Origin of the sequence: Haloarcula halophila, from assembly GCF_029278565.1 — an archaeon.
GTDB classification, from domain to species: domain Archaea; phylum Halobacteriota; class Halobacteria; order Halobacteriales; family Haloarculaceae; genus Haloarcula; species Haloarcula halophila.
Genome location: NZ_CP119559.1, coordinates 2,132,035 through 2,149,305 on the forward strand (window position 1 = coordinate 2,132,035; position 17,271 = coordinate 2,149,305).

General features: G+C 67.5%; 15 protein-coding genes. 6 read left to right on the forward strand and 9 right to left on the reverse strand.

The genetic code is table 11. The annotated features are described in order from the left end of the window. Positions 1 to 18: 18 nt before the first annotated feature. The 3 genes from P0204_RS11335 to P0204_RS11345 form a co-directional block, all read right to left on the reverse strand. A complete protein-coding gene (locus P0204_RS11335) occupies positions 19 to 1,218 on the reverse strand; it encodes a hypothetical protein (RefSeq protein WP_276179242.1) in 1,200 nt (399 codons plus the stop codon). Between the two features lie 112 nt (positions 1,219 to 1,330). Then, entirely contained in the window at positions 1,331 to 2,653 is a 1,323-nt protein-coding gene (locus tag P0204_RS11340) for a hypothetical protein (protein ID WP_276179244.1), read from the reverse strand. After that, positions 2,650 to 4,650 (reverse strand): LamG domain-containing protein, encoded by a 2,001-nt coding sequence (locus P0204_RS11345; RefSeq protein WP_276179246.1) that lies wholly within the window; start codon positions 4,648 to 4,650, stop codon positions 2,650 to 2,652. Before P0204_RS11345 ends, P0204_RS11340 begins: the two co-directional genes overlap by 4 nt. 281 nt (positions 4,651 to 4,931) lie before the next feature. Between P0204_RS11345 and P0204_RS11350 the strand changes: the two genes are divergently transcribed. After that, complete coding sequence (locus tag P0204_RS11350) at positions 4,932 to 6,359, forward strand: PQQ-dependent sugar dehydrogenase (protein WP_276179248.1); 1,428 nt, start codon at positions 4,932 to 4,934, stop codon at positions 6,357 to 6,359. On the opposite strand, the gene P0204_RS11355 is transcribed toward P0204_RS11350, so the two are convergent. Then, positions 6,360 to 7,283, reverse strand: a complete 924-nt coding sequence (locus P0204_RS11355; protein WP_276179251.1) for an NAD-dependent epimerase/dehydratase family protein — start codon at positions 7,281 to 7,283, stop codon at positions 6,360 to 6,362. After that, positions 7,280 to 8,278, reverse strand: coding sequence for a Gfo/Idh/MocA family protein (locus P0204_RS11360; protein ID WP_276179253.1), 999 nt, complete (start codon positions 8,276 to 8,278; stop codon positions 7,280 to 7,282). Before P0204_RS11360 ends, P0204_RS11355 begins: the two co-directional genes overlap by 4 nt. A 97-nt stretch (positions 8,279 to 8,375) precedes the next feature. On the opposite strand from P0204_RS11360, the gene P0204_RS11365 reads away from it, so the two are divergent. Both P0204_RS11365 and P0204_RS11370 read left to right on the forward strand, forming a co-directional pair. Further along, positions 8,376 to 9,434: a GNAT family N-acetyltransferase gene (locus P0204_RS11365; RefSeq protein WP_276179255.1), complete on the forward strand. Its 1,059-nt coding sequence runs from the start codon at positions 8,376 to 8,378 to the stop codon at positions 9,432 to 9,434. Between the two features lie 46 nt (positions 9,435 to 9,480). Continuing rightward, positions 9,481 to 10,404, forward strand: coding sequence for a hypothetical protein (locus P0204_RS11370; RefSeq protein ID WP_276179257.1), 924 nt, complete (start codon positions 9,481 to 9,483; stop codon positions 10,402 to 10,404). A gap of 76 nt (positions 10,405 to 10,480) precedes the next feature. On the opposite strand, the gene P0204_RS11375 is transcribed toward P0204_RS11370, so the two are convergent. Continuing rightward, a complete protein-coding gene (locus tag P0204_RS11375) occupies positions 10,481 to 11,413 on the reverse strand; it encodes a M48 family metallopeptidase (RefSeq protein ID WP_276179259.1) in 933 nt (310 codons plus the stop codon). A 263-nt stretch (positions 11,414 to 11,676) separates the two neighbouring features. Between P0204_RS11375 and P0204_RS11380 the strand changes: the two genes are divergently transcribed. After that, on the forward strand, positions 11,677 to 12,003 hold the full coding sequence (locus tag P0204_RS11380; RefSeq protein WP_276179261.1) for a NifU family protein: 327 nt from the start codon (positions 11,677 to 11,679) through the stop codon (positions 12,001 to 12,003). 68 nt (positions 12,004 to 12,071) lie between these two features. Here the strand turns inward: P0204_RS11380 and P0204_RS11385 are convergent, their stop codons facing one another. The 3 genes from P0204_RS11385 to P0204_RS11395 all read right to left on the reverse strand — a co-directional run bounded on the left by P0204_RS11385 (position 12,072) and on the right by P0204_RS11395 (position 15,418). After that, positions 12,072 to 12,452 (reverse strand): metal-dependent transcriptional regulator, encoded by a 381-nt coding sequence (locus P0204_RS11385; protein ID WP_276179263.1) that lies wholly within the window; start codon positions 12,450 to 12,452, stop codon positions 12,072 to 12,074. Positions 12,453 to 13,027: 575 nt separating this feature from the next. After that, positions 13,028 to 14,764 (reverse strand): excinuclease ABC subunit C, encoded by a 1,737-nt coding sequence (locus tag P0204_RS11390; protein ID WP_276179265.1) that lies wholly within the window; start codon positions 14,762 to 14,764, stop codon positions 13,028 to 13,030. Positions 14,765 to 14,797: 33 nt separating this feature from the next. Next, entirely contained in the window at positions 14,798 to 15,418 is a 621-nt protein-coding gene (locus P0204_RS11395; RefSeq protein ID WP_276179267.1) for a hypothetical protein, read from the reverse strand. An 85-nt stretch (positions 15,419 to 15,503) separates the two neighbouring features. Between P0204_RS11395 and P0204_RS11400 the strand changes: the two genes are divergently transcribed. Both P0204_RS11400 and P0204_RS11405 read left to right on the forward strand, forming a co-directional pair. Next, positions 15,504 to 15,995, forward strand: a complete 492-nt coding sequence (locus tag P0204_RS11400) for a zinc ribbon domain-containing protein (protein ID WP_276179269.1) — start codon at positions 15,504 to 15,506, stop codon at positions 15,993 to 15,995. 53 nt (positions 15,996 to 16,048) lie between these two features. Beyond that, a complete protein-coding gene (locus tag P0204_RS11405; RefSeq protein ID WP_276179271.1) occupies positions 16,049 to 17,167 on the forward strand; it encodes a pyridoxal-phosphate-dependent aminotransferase family protein in 1,119 nt (372 codons plus the stop codon). Positions 17,168 to 17,271: the final 104 nt, after the last annotated feature.

The window sequence follows — 17,271 nt, forward strand, 5'->3', positions numbered from 1 at the left end:
CTTTCCGGCGTCGGCCGGTCACAGCCCCGTCCCGGCGTCGCCCAGTGCCCTGAGTCCGCCGGTGGTGTCCGAACCGTGTGAGACGGTGACGTCCCCGGCCGTCCCGAGATAAAAACACGGCCGAGCACTGTCTCCGGCCGCGGCCAGTTCGACGACGCCACGGGTCAGCGTGGGTGAATCGCCAGCGGGGTCGTACGGTCCGAGGAACTTCTGTGCCGGGTCGGCCCCGACGACCTCGTCGCCCGAGAGGCGGTAGGCAAACTCGGCGGTCCCGGTGACGTGTTTGACCGTTCCGATGCGGGCCGGCCGGCCACCGCTCAGATCGACGATGGCGGTCGGGACGGTCTCGGCTTCGTGGGGCTCCCAGTGGACGTGATCGATCTGGAGGTTGGCGTCACCGGTCTGTTCGACGGCGGTTCCGGCGGTCCCGCCCATCGTGAGATACTCGATCCGCTGGCTCCCGCCCCGGGAGAAAAACACCGTCGAGTCGGTCCCGCTGTACCCCGATCGGGGGTAGATAGCGAGGGTCCCGAACCAGTTGGCCGGGCCGTAGTAGGAGCCGAAGTCGAAGAGGCCGTCCTCGCTGCCGGCGTCGCACTCGTAGACGGTCAACTGCCGGTGGCGACACTGGAAGGGGCCGACGCCCTGGTCGACGCGGTACACCGAGTTGTTCCAGCCCCACAACAGCAGGTGGCCGACGATCAACTCCTGGGTGTCGCCCTCGCGGTGGTGGATGGCGGCGCCGGAGTCGGCGTCCAGTCCCGGCCCGTTGAGCGCGAACTGGTCCAGGAGTACGCGATCGATACCGTCCGGATCGGCGAAGACCAGCCCGTCGGTCTCGGGCGTCGTGATGTCCAGTTCGGACACGTCGGGGCCGAACCCGACGACCGAGGTGTTCGACCGGAGTCGGATCGGTCCCTCGTCCCGGACCCGCCCCGGCGGGAGACAGATCGTCCCGCCAGCCGCACCGAGGGAATCGATGGCGTCCCCGACTGGCGTCGTCGTCTCAGCGGGATCGACGAGGGTCGGCTCGTCGGTGTCGGCACTCAGGACGACTACTGTCCCCGACAGCAACGCGGTCGTGACGTCGTCGGTGCCGCCACCGAGTCCGACACAACCTGCTACCGCAGCTAGCCCGACGGCGCCGGCACCGAGGAGGTAGTCCCGCCGTGAGACGCCACGTTCCCCGGCTCCGTCACCTGTCGGGTCGTTCGTCATAGCGGCCGTTGTGTGGCCACCGTCATAGCCTCACCGACTCTGCCGACGACTGGGAGCCGCTCCCGGGCTGACCGGTGACCCGGCTTCGGGACTACCGGGCCGGCGAACCGGGTTAGAATCCCGTCCCGGCGGTTCCGAGCGCCCGGAACCCGCCGGTGCTTCCCTGGCTGTGCGTGACGGCCACGTCGTCGGGCGATCCCTGGTACAACGAGGGCGCCGTGGGGTCGGTCGGGTGGGCGAGGTTGACGATGGTCTCGCCCAGCGACGCCTCCTGGCCGAGTTCGATGTACGGCCCCAGGATCTTCCTGTTGGGTGCGTTCCCGAGGTAGGAGTCGTAGTCCAGTTCGTAGACGTAGTCCGGCGCACCGGTGACGTGTTTGACCGTGTCGATGGTCGCCGTCCCGTGGCCCCGCAGGCGGACGATCGCCGACGACTCGGCGACCTGACCGACCGGTTCGTAGTGGACGTTGCCGAACTCGATGACGCTGTCCCAGGTCTGATCGATCGCGTAGCCGGTCGACCCGCCCATCGTGAGGTAGTCGACGGTCTGGGTCCCGCCCCGGGAGTAGAACACCGTCGAGTTCTCGCCGCTGGAATCCGGGATGGGATAGACGGCGATGGTCCCGAACCAGTTGGCCGGGCCGTAGTACGACCGGAACTCGAAGAGGCCGTCCTCGGCGCCGGCGTCACAGTCGTAGACGATCATCTGTTCGTGGCGGCACTGGAAGGGGCCGACGCCCTGGTCGACGCGGTACACCGAGTTGTTCCAGCCCCAGAACAGCAACCGCCCGATACGGAGGTTCATCGTGTCCCGGTTGGTGTGGTGGATGGCGACGCCGGTCGGATCGGTCCCGCCCGGCCCGTTGAGCGCGAACCCGCCGAGGCTGACGTCGGGCGTCCCGCTGTCGCGGTCGAACACGATCCCGTCGGCCGTCTGCTCGGTGATATCGAGTTCCGTCACCTCGGCCCCGAAGCCGGTCATCGTGGTGTTCTCGTAGGGGCGGATGTTCCCAGGGGTCGAGATCCGGCCCGGCGGGAGGCGGATCTCGCCCCCGTCGTTGGCCCCCAGAACGTCGTAGGCGTCCTGGATCGGCGTGTTCGTCCCCGACGGCGTGACGACCTCCGGCGACGAGAGGTCCCGGGCGAGGACGACGATGTTCCCGGCGATCAGCTCCGCCTCGATGTCGGTCCCGCCGCTGGCACCGCCGCTGTCGATCGTTCCGAGTTGGACCCAGTTCCCGCCGTCGCCGATGTAGACCGCGCCGGTGTCGGTCGCCAGGAACTTCGCCCCCGACTTGGCGGCGTAGTTCGAGCGAGCGTCGTCGGTATCGCGGATCTCGACGTCGGTGTCGATGCGTTCGAAGTTTCTGTTCAACGGTTCGTGCCAGTCCAGCGTCCCCGCTGACGGCGTCTCGTATTGGTGGTTGTCTGTCATTGGTCTGGATCGATCCCGCCGTAGCCGTAGTCCCCGTAGCCGCGTTCGCCGAACTCGTCGTTCGGGATCGGTGTCGGAGTCGCTGTCTCGGTGGGAGTCGGTGTGGATGTCGGCGTCGCAGTCGGTGTGGGGGTTGGCGTTGCGGTCGGCGTGGACGTAGGTGTGGGCGTAGGTGTTGCCGTCGGCGTCGGGGTTGGGGTAGGCGTTGGTGTTGCCGTTTGCGTCGGTGTAGGCGTGGGTGTCGGCGTCGGTGTTGGTGTTGCCGTCGGTGTCGGCGTGGGCGTCGGCGCTGCCGTCTCACCCTCGACGACCGACTGCACCTGAGTCGGTGTCAGCGCCTCGTCGTAGAGCCGCAGATCGTCGACGCGTCCGTCCATGGCGTAGTAGGAGGCGAACCCGTTGTCCCCGCGGCCGACGGTCAGCGGGCGCGAGGAGTGGACGACCGACCCCGCCTGGCTGGCGTCGCGGTCGATCTCCTCGCCGTCGAGGTACAACACCAGGTCGGTCCCGTCCCAGGTGAGACAGACGTGGTGCCACTGGCCGTCGTGGGTCGCGTAGCCCCAGGGGTTGACCGTCGCGTGGCCGCTCTCGACGTGGACCGCCGCCCGCAGGCTGTTGTTCGTCTGCACGTCGAGGCTGTAGCCGGGATTTTCGAACCGTGGAACCCCCTTCTGGACGATCGTCTGGCTCGTCTTCCCGCTGGTGGTCCGGTACCACCCGGCGATGGAGAGTTCGGCCGGACGCAGCGTCGACGCGTCGGCTATCTCGACGTAGTTGCCGTCACTGGCGCCGAAATCGATCGCCGACGCACCGACCGTCCCGTCGACGGCCAGGTCGGGCGTTCCCTGGAGCGTTCCGTCGTTACCGCCGACGTCGTCGGCCACGACCGAGCCATCCGTCTCCTCGAACCGCCAGTGGGCGACCGGCGACGGGAGCGTTGGGGTCACCGTCTCGGTCGGTGTCGGCGTTGGCGTTGGGGTGGCTGTTGGAGTAGGCGTTGGTGTGGGCGTGGGAGTTGGGGTCGGCGTTGGGGTGGCCGTGGGAGTTGGCGTTGGAGTAGGCGTCGGGGTTGGTGTCGCCGTGGGAGTCGCCGTGGGAGTCGGCGTCGGCGTCTCTGTTGCTGTCGGTGTCTCGGACACTCCCTCGTACAGCCCGCCCACATCGCCGGCAGAGAGTGCCCGGTCGTACACCCGGACGTCGTCGATCCCGCCGTCCATGGCGTAGTAGGAGGTGTAGCCGTTGTCCCCACGGCCGATGAACAGCGAGCGGTCGGAGCCGACGACGGCACCCGACTGCGAACTGTCCCGAGCGACCTCCTGCCCGTCCAGATAACAGACCAGGACCGCGCCGTCCCAGGTGAGACAGACGTGGTGCCACTGGCCGTCGTGGGTCGCGTAGCCCCAGGGATTGACCGTGGCCTGGCCGCTCTCGACGCCGACGTGAGCGCGGATGCTGTTGTCGGTCTGGACCTCGACGGCGTAGCCGGTGTCACCGAACCGGGCGTCGGCTTTCTGGACGATCGTCTGCCCGGTCTTCTCGCTGGTGGTCCGGTACCACGCGGCGACGGAGAGTTCGGCCGGGCGAAGGACCGACGCGTCGGCCACTTCGACGTAGGTGTCGTCGCCGGTCCCGAAGGAGTACGCTGTCGAGTCGTAGACGCCGTCGACGCCCTGGACCGGTGTCCCGCGGAGCGCGCCGTCGTTGCCGCCGACTGCGTCGGTCGCGGTCGCGCCCGTCCCGTCGAGGGGCCAGTGTGCGACCAACCCGTCCTCGGGGCCGACTACTGCCGGCGCGACGACGGTGTCGATCATCGACACCGGCACGTCTAACGGAACGCCGCCGTAGCCAAGTCGCGCCGTCGTCGGGTCACCGCTCCCGAGACAGCCCGCGACCGACGGCAGTGCCGCCGCGCTCAGTCCCGTCAACTTGAGGACCGTCCGTCGTGACAGTCCGGAACGATCCGTGTCTTCGCCGGCTGGTGGTGGTTCGCCGCCCATCGTGGTCTCTGTTCGCTAGCAGCAAATATGACCTTTTCTGCCGAATTATCAACACGAATACCCGGAATTACCGACGGATTCTACTACGTACGTCGATCTATCGGCCGAAACCGTGGCACAATATCACGGGCGATAGACAGCGATAGCCGAACCGCAGCCGAGGATACCCGACGAATCGACGCTCAGATCGGGTCGCTCACCTGTCGAACACCGTTCCGCGGGGCCGACCGCGTCGCCACGGGAGAAAGAACGATTAACTGCCTACCCGCCGTCCGGGACCTATGGACACCCCCGACGATAGCTCCACTTCTCCCGACTCGTCGCGGTCCCGCCGCTCGTTTCTGGCGTCGCTGGCCGCTGTCGGCCTCACTAGTGCCGTCGCCGGCTGTTCGTTCGACCGGCGCAACCGCGTCGATCCCGGCGACGAGACGCCGACCGAGCAGCCGACGGAGACGCCGACGGCCCCGCCGACGACCGTCGACGAGCCCGACCCGTACTTCGATCCCGGGCCGACGGTGGCCGTCGAAACGGTCGCGACCGGCCTGGTCTCCCCGAGTTCGATGGCGACCGCGGACGACGGGACCGACAGGCGGTTCATCGTCGACCAGGCAGGACAGGTCCACGTCCACGGTCCCGACGGACTGGCATCCGAGCCCTTTCTGGACCTGACCGACCGACTCGTCGCCGTCGGGCAGGGACTCCCGAACTGGGTAGCCTACGACGAGCGCGGGCTGCTCGGGCTGGCCTTTCACCCCGAGTTCGCACAGAACCGCCGGTTGTACGTCCGGTACAGCGCGCCGGCCGACGACGACGAACTCGACCACCGGGAGCGGCTCTCCGAGTTCACCGCGACCGCCGACGGCACCGCCGTCGACCGCTCGACCGAGCGAATCCTGCTGGATCTGCCGTGGCACCGCCCGATCCACCAGGCGGGGACGCTGGAGTTCGGTCCCGACGGCTACCTCTACGCGGCGCTTGGCGACGGGCTGAACCCGTTCAACGGACAGGACGTCACGAACAACTTCAAAGGAAGCGTTCTCCGGATCGACGTCGACAGCCGGACCGACGACAAACCCTACGGCATCCCCGCCGACAACCCGCTCGTCGGGAGCGACGGGTTGGACGAACACTACGCCTGGGGGTTGCGAAACCCCTGGAAGATGGCGTTCAGCGGTGACCGCCTCATCGTCGGCGACGTGGGCCAGGCGACCTGGGAGGAAATCAACGTTGTCCGGAAGGGCGCGAACTACGGCTGGCCGCTCAGAGAGGGCTTTCACTGTCACGACCCCCAACTGGGGACCAGTTCCGACGGCGAGTGTGTCACCCAGTCCGACCGCGGCGAACCGCTCGTCGACCCCGTCCTGGAGTTCCCCCACTTCACCGAAGACGGTGACGCGGTCGGCTTCGCGGTCATCGGCGGTCACGTCCACACCGGCTCTATCGACGCCATCCGGGACGAGTACCTCTTCGGGGCCTTCACCCGCTCGTTCACCGAGCCAGCGGGCCGGTTACTCGTGGCGACGCCCCAGTCGTCCGGCCGCTGGCCGGTTCGCGAGGTTCAGTTCGCCGACCGCGAGGAACTGGGGATCCAGGTACTTTCCCTCGGTGTCGACGGCGACGAGAGCTACGTACTGGGGACGACAGCGTCGCTCTCCGAGCAGCCACTGACGAAACAGCAGGGGGTCGTCTACCGGCTGACGCCGGCCTGACTACAACAGGCCGACCGACTCGTACCAGTCGACGGTCTCGGTCAGGGCCGACTGCCAGGAGCGCTGGCGGACCGGTGCGCGTTCGGTGAGTTCGGGCCGAACTGTCCCGAAATCGCCGCGTTCGAGGAACCCTTCGCCGGGCACCGGCGAGACGCCGACGCGGTAGAGCACGTCTAGCGTCGGCTTGATGCCCCACCGGGTGAGGCCGAACGGGACGTCGATGACCCGACAACGCCCGGGCGTGTGGTGGGCGATGGTCCCGAGCACCTGGCCGTTGGTGAGGTTCGGTCCCGTCACGAGGTGGCGCCCGTCCGCGCCCGCCGAGAGACAGTGCTGGATGCTGCCGACGACGTCGTCGACGTGGACGATGTTGTACTTGTCGTAGGTGTACAGCGGCGGCACCAGCACCCGATTGGACGCGATCGGGCGCACCAGATCGTAGCGGGCCAGCCGGTAGTCCAGCGGGCCGAAGATGTACGTCGGGTACAGCACCGAGACGTCGAAGGGGTGGTCCCGCCGGAACAGTAGTTCTTCCGCGGCGACCTTCGACTGCTGGTACGTCGAGTTCGGGTCGCTCGGTACCTCGGGGTGAGCACCGATCGTACTGAGGAACACGACCCGCTCGACGCCGTGTTCGGCCGCCGCCGCGACCAGCCGCTCGGTCCCGCCGACGTTGGTTGACTGCATCTCGGTCTCGGCGTAGGTCGCGGCCCCCAGATGGACGACGGCGTCGGGTTCCGTGGTCGCGACGGCCGCGTCCAGCGAATCGTCGGTGAGGGTGCCCTCGACGACTGTCACGCCATCGGGAATCCGGGCGGTCGAGGCCGCGGGTCGGACGAGCGCGGCGACGTCCTCCTCCTCGGCTATCTCGGTCAGGAGGTTCAGGCCGATAAAGCCCGTCGCGCCGGTGACGAGCACCGTCATCGCTGCACCCCCGCCTGCTCGTAGGCCGTATCGAGTATCTCGGCGATCGCGACCCCGCGATCGACCGGGGCGGCCGTGTCGGTGTCGCCCGCGGCGGCGTGGTCGGCGAAGTCGTGGATTCGGGCAGTGTGTGGGTCCTCCGTCCCGGCCGGGTAGAGGTCGGCGACACCGACGTCGACGATCGGGAGGTTCCCGTGTTCGAAGGCCAGCGGGCGGCCGTGGACCTCGCCCGACAGCCGGTCGGGTGTGATCTCCAGCCAGCCCTCGGTGCCGACGACGAGGAAGCGAGAGACGCCGTCGGTCTGTGTCCAGGTCGCCGAGAACTCGGCGGGGACGCCGGCAAACGACAGCGACAGCCGGGCGGCGTCTTCGACCGGCCGGTCCTGGAGGTGCCGGACGCTCGCGTCGGTCACGGTCGGCGCGCTCTCGAAGAGATCGAGGACCACGTCGAGCGTATGCGGGAAGAGGTCCCGGGCGACGCCACCGCCCGATACGGACGGGTTGTAGTACCACCCCTGTCCCGGCGCTGCCGAGTGGTTCGCGACGGACACCTCGACGAGGTCGCCAAGCAACGCGTTCGACAGGAGTTCCAGCGCCCGCTGATAGTTCTCGTAGTACCGGTTGAGGTAGCCGACCTGCGTGACGACGCCGCGGTCGTGGGCGGCGTCGCGCATCCGGACCGCGCTCTCGGCGTCGATCGTCAGGGGTTTCTCACAGAGGACGTGACAGCCGGCCTCGACCGCCGACAGGAAGATCGATTCGTGGGTCGCCGGCGGCGTACAGATCGACACCACGTCCAGTTCAGTCTCGGCGAGCATCGTCGTCACGTCCGGGTAGCCCGGCAGCGAGAACTCCTCGGCGGCCGCGGCGCGTCGCTCGTCGTCGCGTTCGGCGACGGCGGCGACCCGGGTCCGGGGGTGGCTCTCGAAGGCGGGGATGTGGTAGTCGGTCGCCATCCAGCCGGCGCCGACCACACCGACAGCCAGTGTCGTCATGCTGTCTCCGTCGACAGCCGTGGAGATAAACATAGGGATGCCGTTCACCGGTCGAGTCTGGGATAGAGTTAGGAGTCATGGCCGTGAAGGGGTCGTGATGACCGATCTCACGACCTCGGTCCACCGGTCGATCACCGAGGTCAAACAGGGGGAGTGGAACGCGATCGTCGCCCAGCAGTCCCGTACCGGGAGCGTCTTCGAACGCTACGAGTGGCTGTTGGCCTACGAGCGGGGGACCGACGCCGTCGGCCACCACGTCCAGGTCCGCAAGAACGGGACGCTCGTCGGAGTCCACCCCTCGTTCGTCCGCTCGCTGCCGGGGACGCCGGTTCGGTTCCTTGGCCCGGCGATGCCCGGCTCGAACGGCGCGCTCGTCGCCACCGACGAGGCCGCCGTCTTCGACGCGATCGCCGACGAGATGGCCGCCGCGACCGGCGGACGGACCATCGGCCACCTGCTCAAGCCGGCCTCTCCCCGATCGCTCCGATACGCGACCCGGCTCCAGGCGCGAGGATACGTCCCGTCGGTTCGAGACTGTCAGTTCGAACTCGACATCGACAGGGACTGGGACGCGGTCGCGGCCGATCTGGCCCAGAAGAAACGCCGGAACCTCCGGAAGGCCGACGAGATGGGCGTCACGGCTACCGAGCTACCCGTCACCGACGCGTCCATCCGAACCTTCGCCCGGGACCACGAGACACATATGGAACGGATCGGCGGTCAGGGGACGACACCGTCGTTCCTCCAGGCGCTCCTTTCGACAGCAGGCGACCGGATCAAACTGTTCTCGGCCCAGGTCGACGGGGAGTCGGCGGGCCAACTGCTCGCTGTGGTCGGGCACGAACGGGACTGTCTGTACCTCCTCTTTCCGGCCTACGACGCCGACTTGTTCCGGTACTACCCGTCGGAAGTCCTCTACCGGGGTGCTATCCAGTGGGGCATCGACGAGGGACTCAGCACCTGCAACTACGGCGACACCCACCCCGACATCGACGACGGGACCTATACGTTCAAGTCCGACTTCGGCGGCGAACCGGTCGCGACGGTCCGCTGGGAACGGATCGGCTCGCGGGCGGGGAAGCTCCTCTATCTCCTCGGCGGCGACCGCATCGTCGACAGAATCAGGCGGCCGATCGCCCGTCTGGTCGGCGCTTGACACAGCCTCGCCACCGTTTTTACGGGCTGGTCCGAACGGCACCACGATGAGTCAGATCCCGCACCACTGTCGCGTCGAGACGGCACTCCCGGCCGCCACGGACGACTACTTTGCGGCCGAGCGGGAGACGCTCGACGCCTACCTGGATCTGGTCCCCGATAGCGTCGACCACACCGGTGACGCCGCCGTCGGGCCAATCGACGCCCTCCCCTGGCTGTACGTCGCGGACCTGACCGGCTGGCGCGGGGCGACGCTCGCTCGGCTGCTGGCTGCACAGCGGGACTGTCCGTGCTACCAACTCTCGGCGATGGCCCGCGATGCGGTCCCGACGCTGTGGGAGGTCCTCCGGGCCAGCGCCGACGGGCCGGTCGTCGTCCACCTAGAACTGCGCGGTGACTCCGGACAGGTTCCCGGGACGCTCCGGGAGGCCCTCCGCCGTGGGTTCCGACAGCCCGAGCGGCAGGTTCCCGACGGACGCGACCCCGTCGCCGGCGAGGCGGCGAACACTGTCGTCGTGTTCACCGACACCCGGCCCTCGAAACGGCTCGCGTCGCCGCTGCCGGCCGCGACGACCCCGTACACCGGGGCCGTCCTCTCGTACGCGCCCCGACGGAGTATGCTCCCCGAACAGCCCGACGGGACGACCTACCTGGCCGAGCCGCCGGCGATCCACGAGCGGGAGGCGAAACTGGAGTCGTTCCTGCTGGAGACGATCCCTGACGCCCCGGACAGTGAGCAGTTCGTCGGTGCGGCCGTCGACGCGCTGTCGATCACCCACTCGGTGATCGGGAAACGGGACCTGCTGTTCGACGTGTCGCCGCGGCTCGCGCTGAAGTACGGCCGTCACCTGGAGACGCTGTCGCTGTCGGCCGCGCTCGATCGGTTCCGGGCAGACATCCTCGGGCAGGTCCCCCAGAGTCCGGGCAGCACCGATCTCCGTGAAACGCTGGCGGATCTGCTTCGGGAGTAGCGACGGGGATCGCTTGCGGGGCTGTTCGTCTACAGGCGGAACAGGCCGAGCGCTTCGGGGCTCGACCCACGGCGGCTCACCGGGGCCTGGACTCCCGGTGTCGGGCCTGCTCGCGCAACCGTTCGATCCGCTCGTCCATCGGCGGGTGCGTCGACAGCAGCCGGGACAGCTCGTTTTCGTCGTCGCCGTGGACGTACAGCGGCGTCAGCGGCCCCAAGTCGGGTTTCGCGGCCCGCTCGATCTTCCGGAGCGCGCGGGCCAGCGCCAGCGGATCGCCGGTCACCTCGACGGCCCGGTCGTCGGCAGCCCACTCGCGGTGCCGGGAGTAGGCGAGGACGAGCAGCGTCACTGCGATTCCCAGCAGGCCGACGAGATACAGTGCGGTCCGCTGGGTCCGGGCGAACCACGAGCGCGACCAGCTCTCCGGGGCACCCCTGAGCAGCGCCAGCGCCCGAGCGATGCCGCCGGTCAGGACGACGACCGGCAAGACGACGAGACTCACCAACCCGACGAGACTACGGGTGAGGCTGTAGGCCAGCGTCTGGACGAGCGCGTCGCGGCTCTCCAGATGTGCGAGCTCGTGTGCGAGCAGCCCTTCGAGCTCCGCACCGGAGAGGTAGCCAAAGAGCCGCCGGTCGACGACAATCGCGGCACCGGCCCCGCCGACGGCGAAGGCGTTGGGGACCGGGAGCCGGGCGATCAGTACCTGTGGGCGACCGACATCCATCACCGAGAGCAGCCGATCCAGCCGCCGGTACACGCCCGGCGCGCGTATGGGTGGCAACTCGACGGCGTCGAGCGAGCGCTTGAGCTGTGTGGTCCCGGCCCAGTAACTCACCAGCCCGAAGACCACCGCGGTCCCGACGACGGCCGCCGCCGCGACCGCCGGTGACGGCCGCAGGCTCCAGAGCGCAGCCAGCAACCGGTAGCCGAGCCATGCCGCCAGGAGGTAGACGACGAGCGTGGAGAGCCCGACCACGGACAACACGAGACGGCGACCCACGCTCATATCGGTCGTTCGATCCGGACTGTGGAAACCGCTTCGGTGGGTGTGGGTCGCTGCTGGCGTTGCTTCCCAGGGGCGGGGTCCGATCACCGGCACGGTGTCGACTGTCTGCGTAGCCAGATCTAGGCCACGCGAAAAGTAACAGATTCGGTAGGGTAAAGGTTGTTAGCACGACCTAAAATCGGTTTAGAGTGCCCAAAAGTCGCATATTTAGGACATCCTAATCGATCAGTTTTATTATAGTTGGGGCCGAAGTACCGATCGTCATGAGCGCAGAAGGACTCGAACGACAGACCCGGAACTACCTCAGTAACAACGTGCCACAGATCCAGCAACACGGCGGCTCCTTCGAAGTGCGGGACGTCGACGAAGCGGCCGGGACCGCGACGGTCGCGATCGGCGGTGCCTGCTCTGGCTGTGGCATCGCACCGATGACGATGAAGGCGATCAAACAGCGGCTTCCCGAGAGCGTCGACGGACTGGAAGACGTCGAGGTCGTCCGTGCGGGCGGACCGCGTGCCGCCGTGATGCCGTCGAAGACCGACGAGATGGAAGGGATGGACGAGTACGAGGACTACAGTCCACCCTTCTGAGTCGGAGACGTCTCGACTGACCCGCGACGACGGACTCGGTCACGCCGTTCTCGATTCCCCTGTCCGGGCTACTCGCCCGCTCGGTCGTCGAGTTCGTCCTGGAGGAGTGTCGCCGCCAACTGCTCGCTGACGACCGTGCTGACATCGTTGGCGAGTCGCATCGCTTTCAGTTCGTGCTCTTCCAGGTCTAGCGCGTCACGGAAGAACCACGACAGCGTCACGTACGTCTCGTGAAGCTCTGCGGCCCGTTCCCATCCGTCCTCGGTGAGCGTCGCGCCCTCGTAGGGCTCGTAGGTGACGAGACCATGTCCGGCCAACCGCTGGAACGTCTCCGAGGTTGTCGCTCCTGATCGACCGAGCATCTCCGCGACGGTTCCCGACGAGATCGGCGGTTCGTCCCGGTGTTGGGCGATGTAGAGCGCGAGCAGATACTGCGGTGCCTGTGTCATCAGTTGTCGACTGCGTGTTCCGGTGTCGTTGCGCTGCCCATACTTTTAGGCATGCCTAATAAATTAAAACGGTTCTGGTTTCAGACAACCCGAACCCGGCCGGTCGGCCGAACGGACCAGCCGCCAACGGGTTGACGGGCGATCGAGTGTTCTCTATCGCGATTATCGGTTTACAGCGGGGGACTGGTGATCGGGACAGATCGAACGAGAACCCACGGGAACGGCCGCTCTGCCGGGGCTGTACCGGGAGTTTCGGTCCCAGTCCGCTCACGCGCCGGGGTAGTCGACCCGCGGGGGCACCTGAAATCGGCGGACCGTCCGAGCGAACCGTACCGGGCAGGCCACGACCTTCGAGCCTCGATGTCTCGGCGGGCGGTGGATACTCGACCGCCGATCGTTCGCCTGTTCTCCAGACGGTCGGTCTGCTATCGGGGGGTTACGACACCGCGTCCGCCCCGCCGGTTTCACGGACCCGACACCGTACAGAGCACACACAGGGGAGTCACAGCCCGCCGCAGTTGATCACCGTCAGATCGCGCTCCTCCGGGTAATATATCGCTGGCCGCTATATCGAATCAGTTCAGCCGGGTCCGGATCGTCTCGGCGGTTCGTTCACCGATGCCGTCGACAGTCCGGAGCTCTGTCAGCGAGGCCGAGCGAACGCCCTCGACGCTGCCGAAGCGTCGGAGCAGTCGCTTCCGCGTCTCGGGGCCGATGCCCGGCACCTCGTCCAGCGCGGTCGACACCTCGTCCCGAACGGTCTGGTGGTACTGAACTGCAAAGCGGTGGGCCTCGTCGCGAATCCGCTGGAGGAGGTGGAGTTGGGGCGCGTCGTCGGGCCAGTCGTAGACGCCGTCGGGGGTGACGACCAGTTCTTCGTCCTTGGCGAGTGCGATCGCCGGTACGTCCCAGCCGACCTCGGTCAGCGCGTCACGAGCAGCACCCAACTGTCCGTCCCCGCCGTCGATCACCAGCAGGTCGGGGTCCGGGCGGTCGTCCCGTCCCTCGACCGCGCGTGTGGCCCGCCAGCGGACGAGTTCGCGCATGTTGGCGTAGTCGTCGTTTCGCTCACTGAGCTTCTTTCGTCGGTAGTCGGCCTTCTCCGCTTTCGTATCCACGAAGGAAACGTTCGAGCCGACGACGGCACGCCCCTGTGCGTGGCTCACGTCGAACCCCTCGATCCGGTCGGGGCGGTCGATACCGAGCGCGTCGGCGAGTGCGCCGAGTTCGTCGTCGGCGCCACCGCGGCGGCGTGCGTTCTTGAGCGCGAGGTCGACGAGTGTCGCCTCCCGGCCGGCACCGGGAACCCGGAGGTCGACGCCCTCGGCGGCGAGCCACGCCTCGATGTCCGCGTCGGCGGGGTCCTCGGCACAGAGGATCCTGTCGGGGAATTCCCGCTCGGCGTAGTACTGGGGGATGAACGCGCGGTAGACGGCGTCGGTCCCCTCGCCGTCGGGGACGGCCAGCGTGTGCCGGTCGCGTTCGACGAGTTTCCCGCCCTCGGCGTGAAGTCGGGCGACGACGGCCGTCTCTCCCTCGAAGGCAGCACCAAGTACGTCGGTCGTCGCGCGGGCGCTGGCGTCGCTGACCGCGGTATCGCTCTCCCCGACGAACGCCTCGACGGCGTCGAGTTTGTCCCGGAGGTTGGCCGCTCGCTCGAAGGCCTGCTCGGCCGCCGCCCCCTCCATAGCACGCCGGAGCGGATCAGTGAGGACGCCGGTCTCGCCCTCGAAGAACCGCTCGACGTTCTCGACGTCTTCGCCGTAGTCGGCTGCCGATATCTCCCCGGTACAGGGGGCCGAACAGATCCCCATCTCGTAGTCCAGACAGGGACGGTCCCGGTTCCGGTACTTGTGGTCCGAACAGCCACGGAGCCCGTAGATCTCCCGGAGCGCCTTCAGGACGACCTCGACGCGGCCCTTGTCGGTGAAGGGGCCGTAGACGGTCGCTCCCTCGGCAGGATCGCGGGTCACCTCGATCCGTGGAACCGCGTGGTCGGTCAACTGGACCAGCGGATAGGACTTGTCGTCTTTCAGCCGGACGTTGTACGGGGGCCGGTGGCGCTTGATGAGGTTCGCCTCCAGCAAGAGCGCCTGTGTCTCCGTGTCGGTCACCGAGAAGTCGATCGTCCGGGCGCGTTCGACCATCGCAGCGATGCGGTCACTGCGCGGGTCGGCGTAGGATCTGACACGGTCCCGGAGATCGACGGCCTTGCCGACATACAGTACCCGCTCGTCGGTATCTTCGAACTGATAGATTCCCGGCTCACGCGGCAGGTCGGCGGCACGTGTTCGGACCCCGTCGGTGTCCATCGCCTCCCGGTTAGCGCCGCGCGGAGTTGAACGTCACGCTGGCGAGTCTTCCGGCACTCGCTCCCGATCGGGGTCCGGTGGCCCCTCACCGGGAAACAGTGCGGTCCGAAGCTGATCGAGGGCGTGGTCCTCCTCCGGGGCTGTCAACTCGATATCGTCCTCGCCGGCCACCGAGAAGACGAGCAGCGACTCCCGCGACCAGGCGTAGACGCCCAACACGACGGCGGCAAACGCCAGCGCGAGCCCGCCGAACAGCTGCATGAGATCGTCGAGCTGTGCCAGCAGGGTCAGCATCGACCCGAGCAGCCCCATCATCCCGCCGAGACCGAGTTGTCCCGAGGCTCCAGCGCTGTCCAGTGAGATACCGCCGACCAGACTGTCCAGGCTGATGAGCCGCCCGGCTACGATCAGGACGATCCCGGCCACCAGTGCCTTCAGCCCCTGTTCGAGAAACGCCCAGTCTCCGCTGGTGGTGTGGTCGACGCCCTCGACGTTCGGGCGGTCGACGGTTCGGTAGTTGGGGCCGTCCCGATCGGGGGTAAACGCCAGCACACGGTGGGTCGTGACGACCACGCCGCCGTCGCCGACGGCGACCTGGGTTTCGATCGTCTCGCCGTCGAACAGGAGATCGTCCGCGCGATCGACCCAGCGCATACGGACGCTTAGCGGGCAACCGATTTCAACCCTCGCCCGCAGACACCCACAACGGCTAACACGACGCCACCCCTCAGTTCGAACGATGCGAACTGATCCCCGCTGTCCCCACTGTAACGAGAAGGTCAGCGCCACGGCCTCCTGGTGTATGCACTGCGGACAGGATTTCGACGAGCCACGGGAGGCGGGTAGTGGTGAACTCACGGAGGCGCTCGCACGTGGTGACAGCGACGCCGTCGCCGGTCGCCTCACCGACAGCGAACACGGGCCGGGCGCGATCGGCGTGGGGGTGGCGATCGTGGCGCTGGTCACGCTCCCGACCGTCGCCCCGCCGGGGCTGACCTTCTTCTACCTCGCGGCCGTCGTCGCCGTCGGCTACCTGGCCGCCCAGCAACAGGGTACGAGCGACGCGCTCTCCCGTGGCGCGCAACTGCTCGCGCTTACCCCTCTCCTGTTGTGGTTGCTCTCTGCCGCACTGTACGCTGTTCCCCCGATCACTGCGCTGCTCGGTCCGATCGTCTACGCCGTGCTCGTCCTCCTCCTCGCCCGCCGGATCGACAGCTCTCTCGTCGGGTGACGCGGTCGTATCAAAACTACCATGCCGCCCGGTTTCGAAGACCCGCCTAACAGATGGTCACACAGCGAGAGAAACAGGAGTACACGGACGACTATCCCGAAAAGACACTGTACCTCCCCGGCCCGACCGAGGTCCGCGAGGACGTGATCGAGGCGATGGCCCAGCCGATGTTCGGCCACCGGATGGACCGGATGACCGACCTCTACACCACGATCGTCGAGGACACCAAGGAGTTCCTGGGCACCGACAACGAGGTCATCATCCTCACCGCCTCGGGAACGGAGTTCTGGGAGGCGACGACGCTGAACCTCGTCGAGGACGACATGCTCGTGGCGACCTCGGGCGCGTTCAGCGAGCGCCAGGCCAACGTCGCCGACCGCCTCGGAAAGAACGTCGATCGGGTCGAGTACGCCTGGGGCCAGGCGGTCAAGCCCGCGGACATCCGGGACGCCCTCGAAGCGAGCGAGGACGGCTACGACGCCGTCGGTGTCGTCATGAACGAGACCTCCACGGGCGTGCGCAACCCCGTCGAAGAGATCGGCGACCTCATGGCCGACTACCCGGACACCTACTTCGTCGTCGACGCCATCTCCTGTCTGGGCGGCGACCGGATCGACATCGAGGCCCACAACATCGACGCGCTGTTTACCTCTACGCAGAAAGCGTTCGCGATGCCGCCGGGGCTGGCCGTCTGTACCGTCAGCGACGCCGCCTACGAGCGGGAACTGGAGAAGGAGTCCGCGTCGTGGTACGGCGGCTTCCAGCGCACGCTCGACTACTACGACCGGAAGGGCCAGACCCACTCGACGCCGGCGATCCCGATCATGCTGGCCTACCGCAAGCAGATGAAACACATGCTCGACGAGGGTCACGACGCCCGCGACCAGCGCCACCGCGAGATGGCCGAGTACACCCGCGAGTGGGCCCGCGAGCACTTCGGCCTCTTCCCCGAGGAGGGGTACGAGTCCCAGACTGTGACCTGCATCGAGAACACCCGAGGTATCGACGTGGCAGAGACCGTCGAGGCCGTCTCCGAGGAGTACGACATGGTCTTCTCCAGTGGGTACGGCGACCTCAGCGAGGAGTCGTTCCGCATCGGGCACATGGGCGAACACACCGTCGAGTCGATCACGGAACTCACCGACGCTATCGAGGACGTCGCGGATCTGTAACCTATCTGACTAGTGTGTGCCGGGTCCGTGCAGGGCACCTGGTTGTCTCTCGGGAGACGACGGCTCCGTGTGCTTTCCAGCGGTGTAACCGGATGTGTACGATC

Coding starts and splice junctions, on each gene's coding strand:
- P0204_RS11350 (WP_276179248.1), top strand. CDS start 4,932: ATGGACACCCCCGACGATAGCTCCACTTCTCCCGACTCGTCGCGGTCC.
- P0204_RS11380 (WP_276179261.1), top strand. CDS start 11,677: ATGAGCGCAGAAGGACTCGAACGACAGACCCGGAACTACCTCAGTAAC.
- P0204_RS11345 (WP_276179246.1), bottom strand. CDS start 4,650: ATGGGCGGCGAACCACCACCAGCCGGCGAAGACACGGATCGTTCCGGA.
- P0204_RS11370 (WP_276179257.1), top strand. CDS start 9,481: ATGAGTCAGATCCCGCACCACTGTCGCGTCGAGACGGCACTCCCGGCC.
- P0204_RS11395 (WP_276179267.1), bottom strand. CDS start 15,418: ATGCGCTGGGTCGATCGCGCGGACGATCTCCTGTTCGACGGCGAGACG.
- P0204_RS11390 (WP_276179265.1), bottom strand. CDS start 14,764: ATGGACACCGACGGGGTCCGAACACGTGCCGCCGACCTGCCGCGTGAG.
- P0204_RS11355 (WP_276179251.1), bottom strand. CDS start 7,283: ATGACGGTGCTCGTCACCGGCGCGACGGGCTTTATCGGCCTGAACCTC.
- P0204_RS11360 (WP_276179253.1), bottom strand. CDS start 8,278: ATGACGACACTGGCTGTCGGTGTGGTCGGCGCCGGCTGGATGGCGACC.
- P0204_RS11405 (WP_276179271.1), top strand. CDS start 16,049: ATGGTCACACAGCGAGAGAAACAGGAGTACACGGACGACTATCCCGAA.
- P0204_RS11335 (WP_276179242.1), bottom strand. CDS start 1,218: ATGACGAACGACCCGACAGGTGACGGAGCCGGGGAACGTGGCGTCTCA.
- P0204_RS11365 (WP_276179255.1), top strand. CDS start 8,376: ATGACCGATCTCACGACCTCGGTCCACCGGTCGATCACCGAGGTCAAA.
- P0204_RS11400 (WP_276179269.1), top strand. CDS start 15,504: ATGCGAACTGATCCCCGCTGTCCCCACTGTAACGAGAAGGTCAGCGCC.
- P0204_RS11340 (WP_276179244.1), bottom strand. CDS start 2,653: ATGACAGACAACCACCAATACGAGACGCCGTCAGCGGGGACGCTGGAC.
- P0204_RS11385 (WP_276179263.1), bottom strand. CDS start 12,452: ATGACACAGGCACCGCAGTATCTGCTCGCGCTCTACATCGCCCAACAC.
- P0204_RS11375 (WP_276179259.1), bottom strand. CDS start 11,413: ATGAGCGTGGGTCGCCGTCTCGTGTTGTCCGTGGTCGGGCTCTCCACG.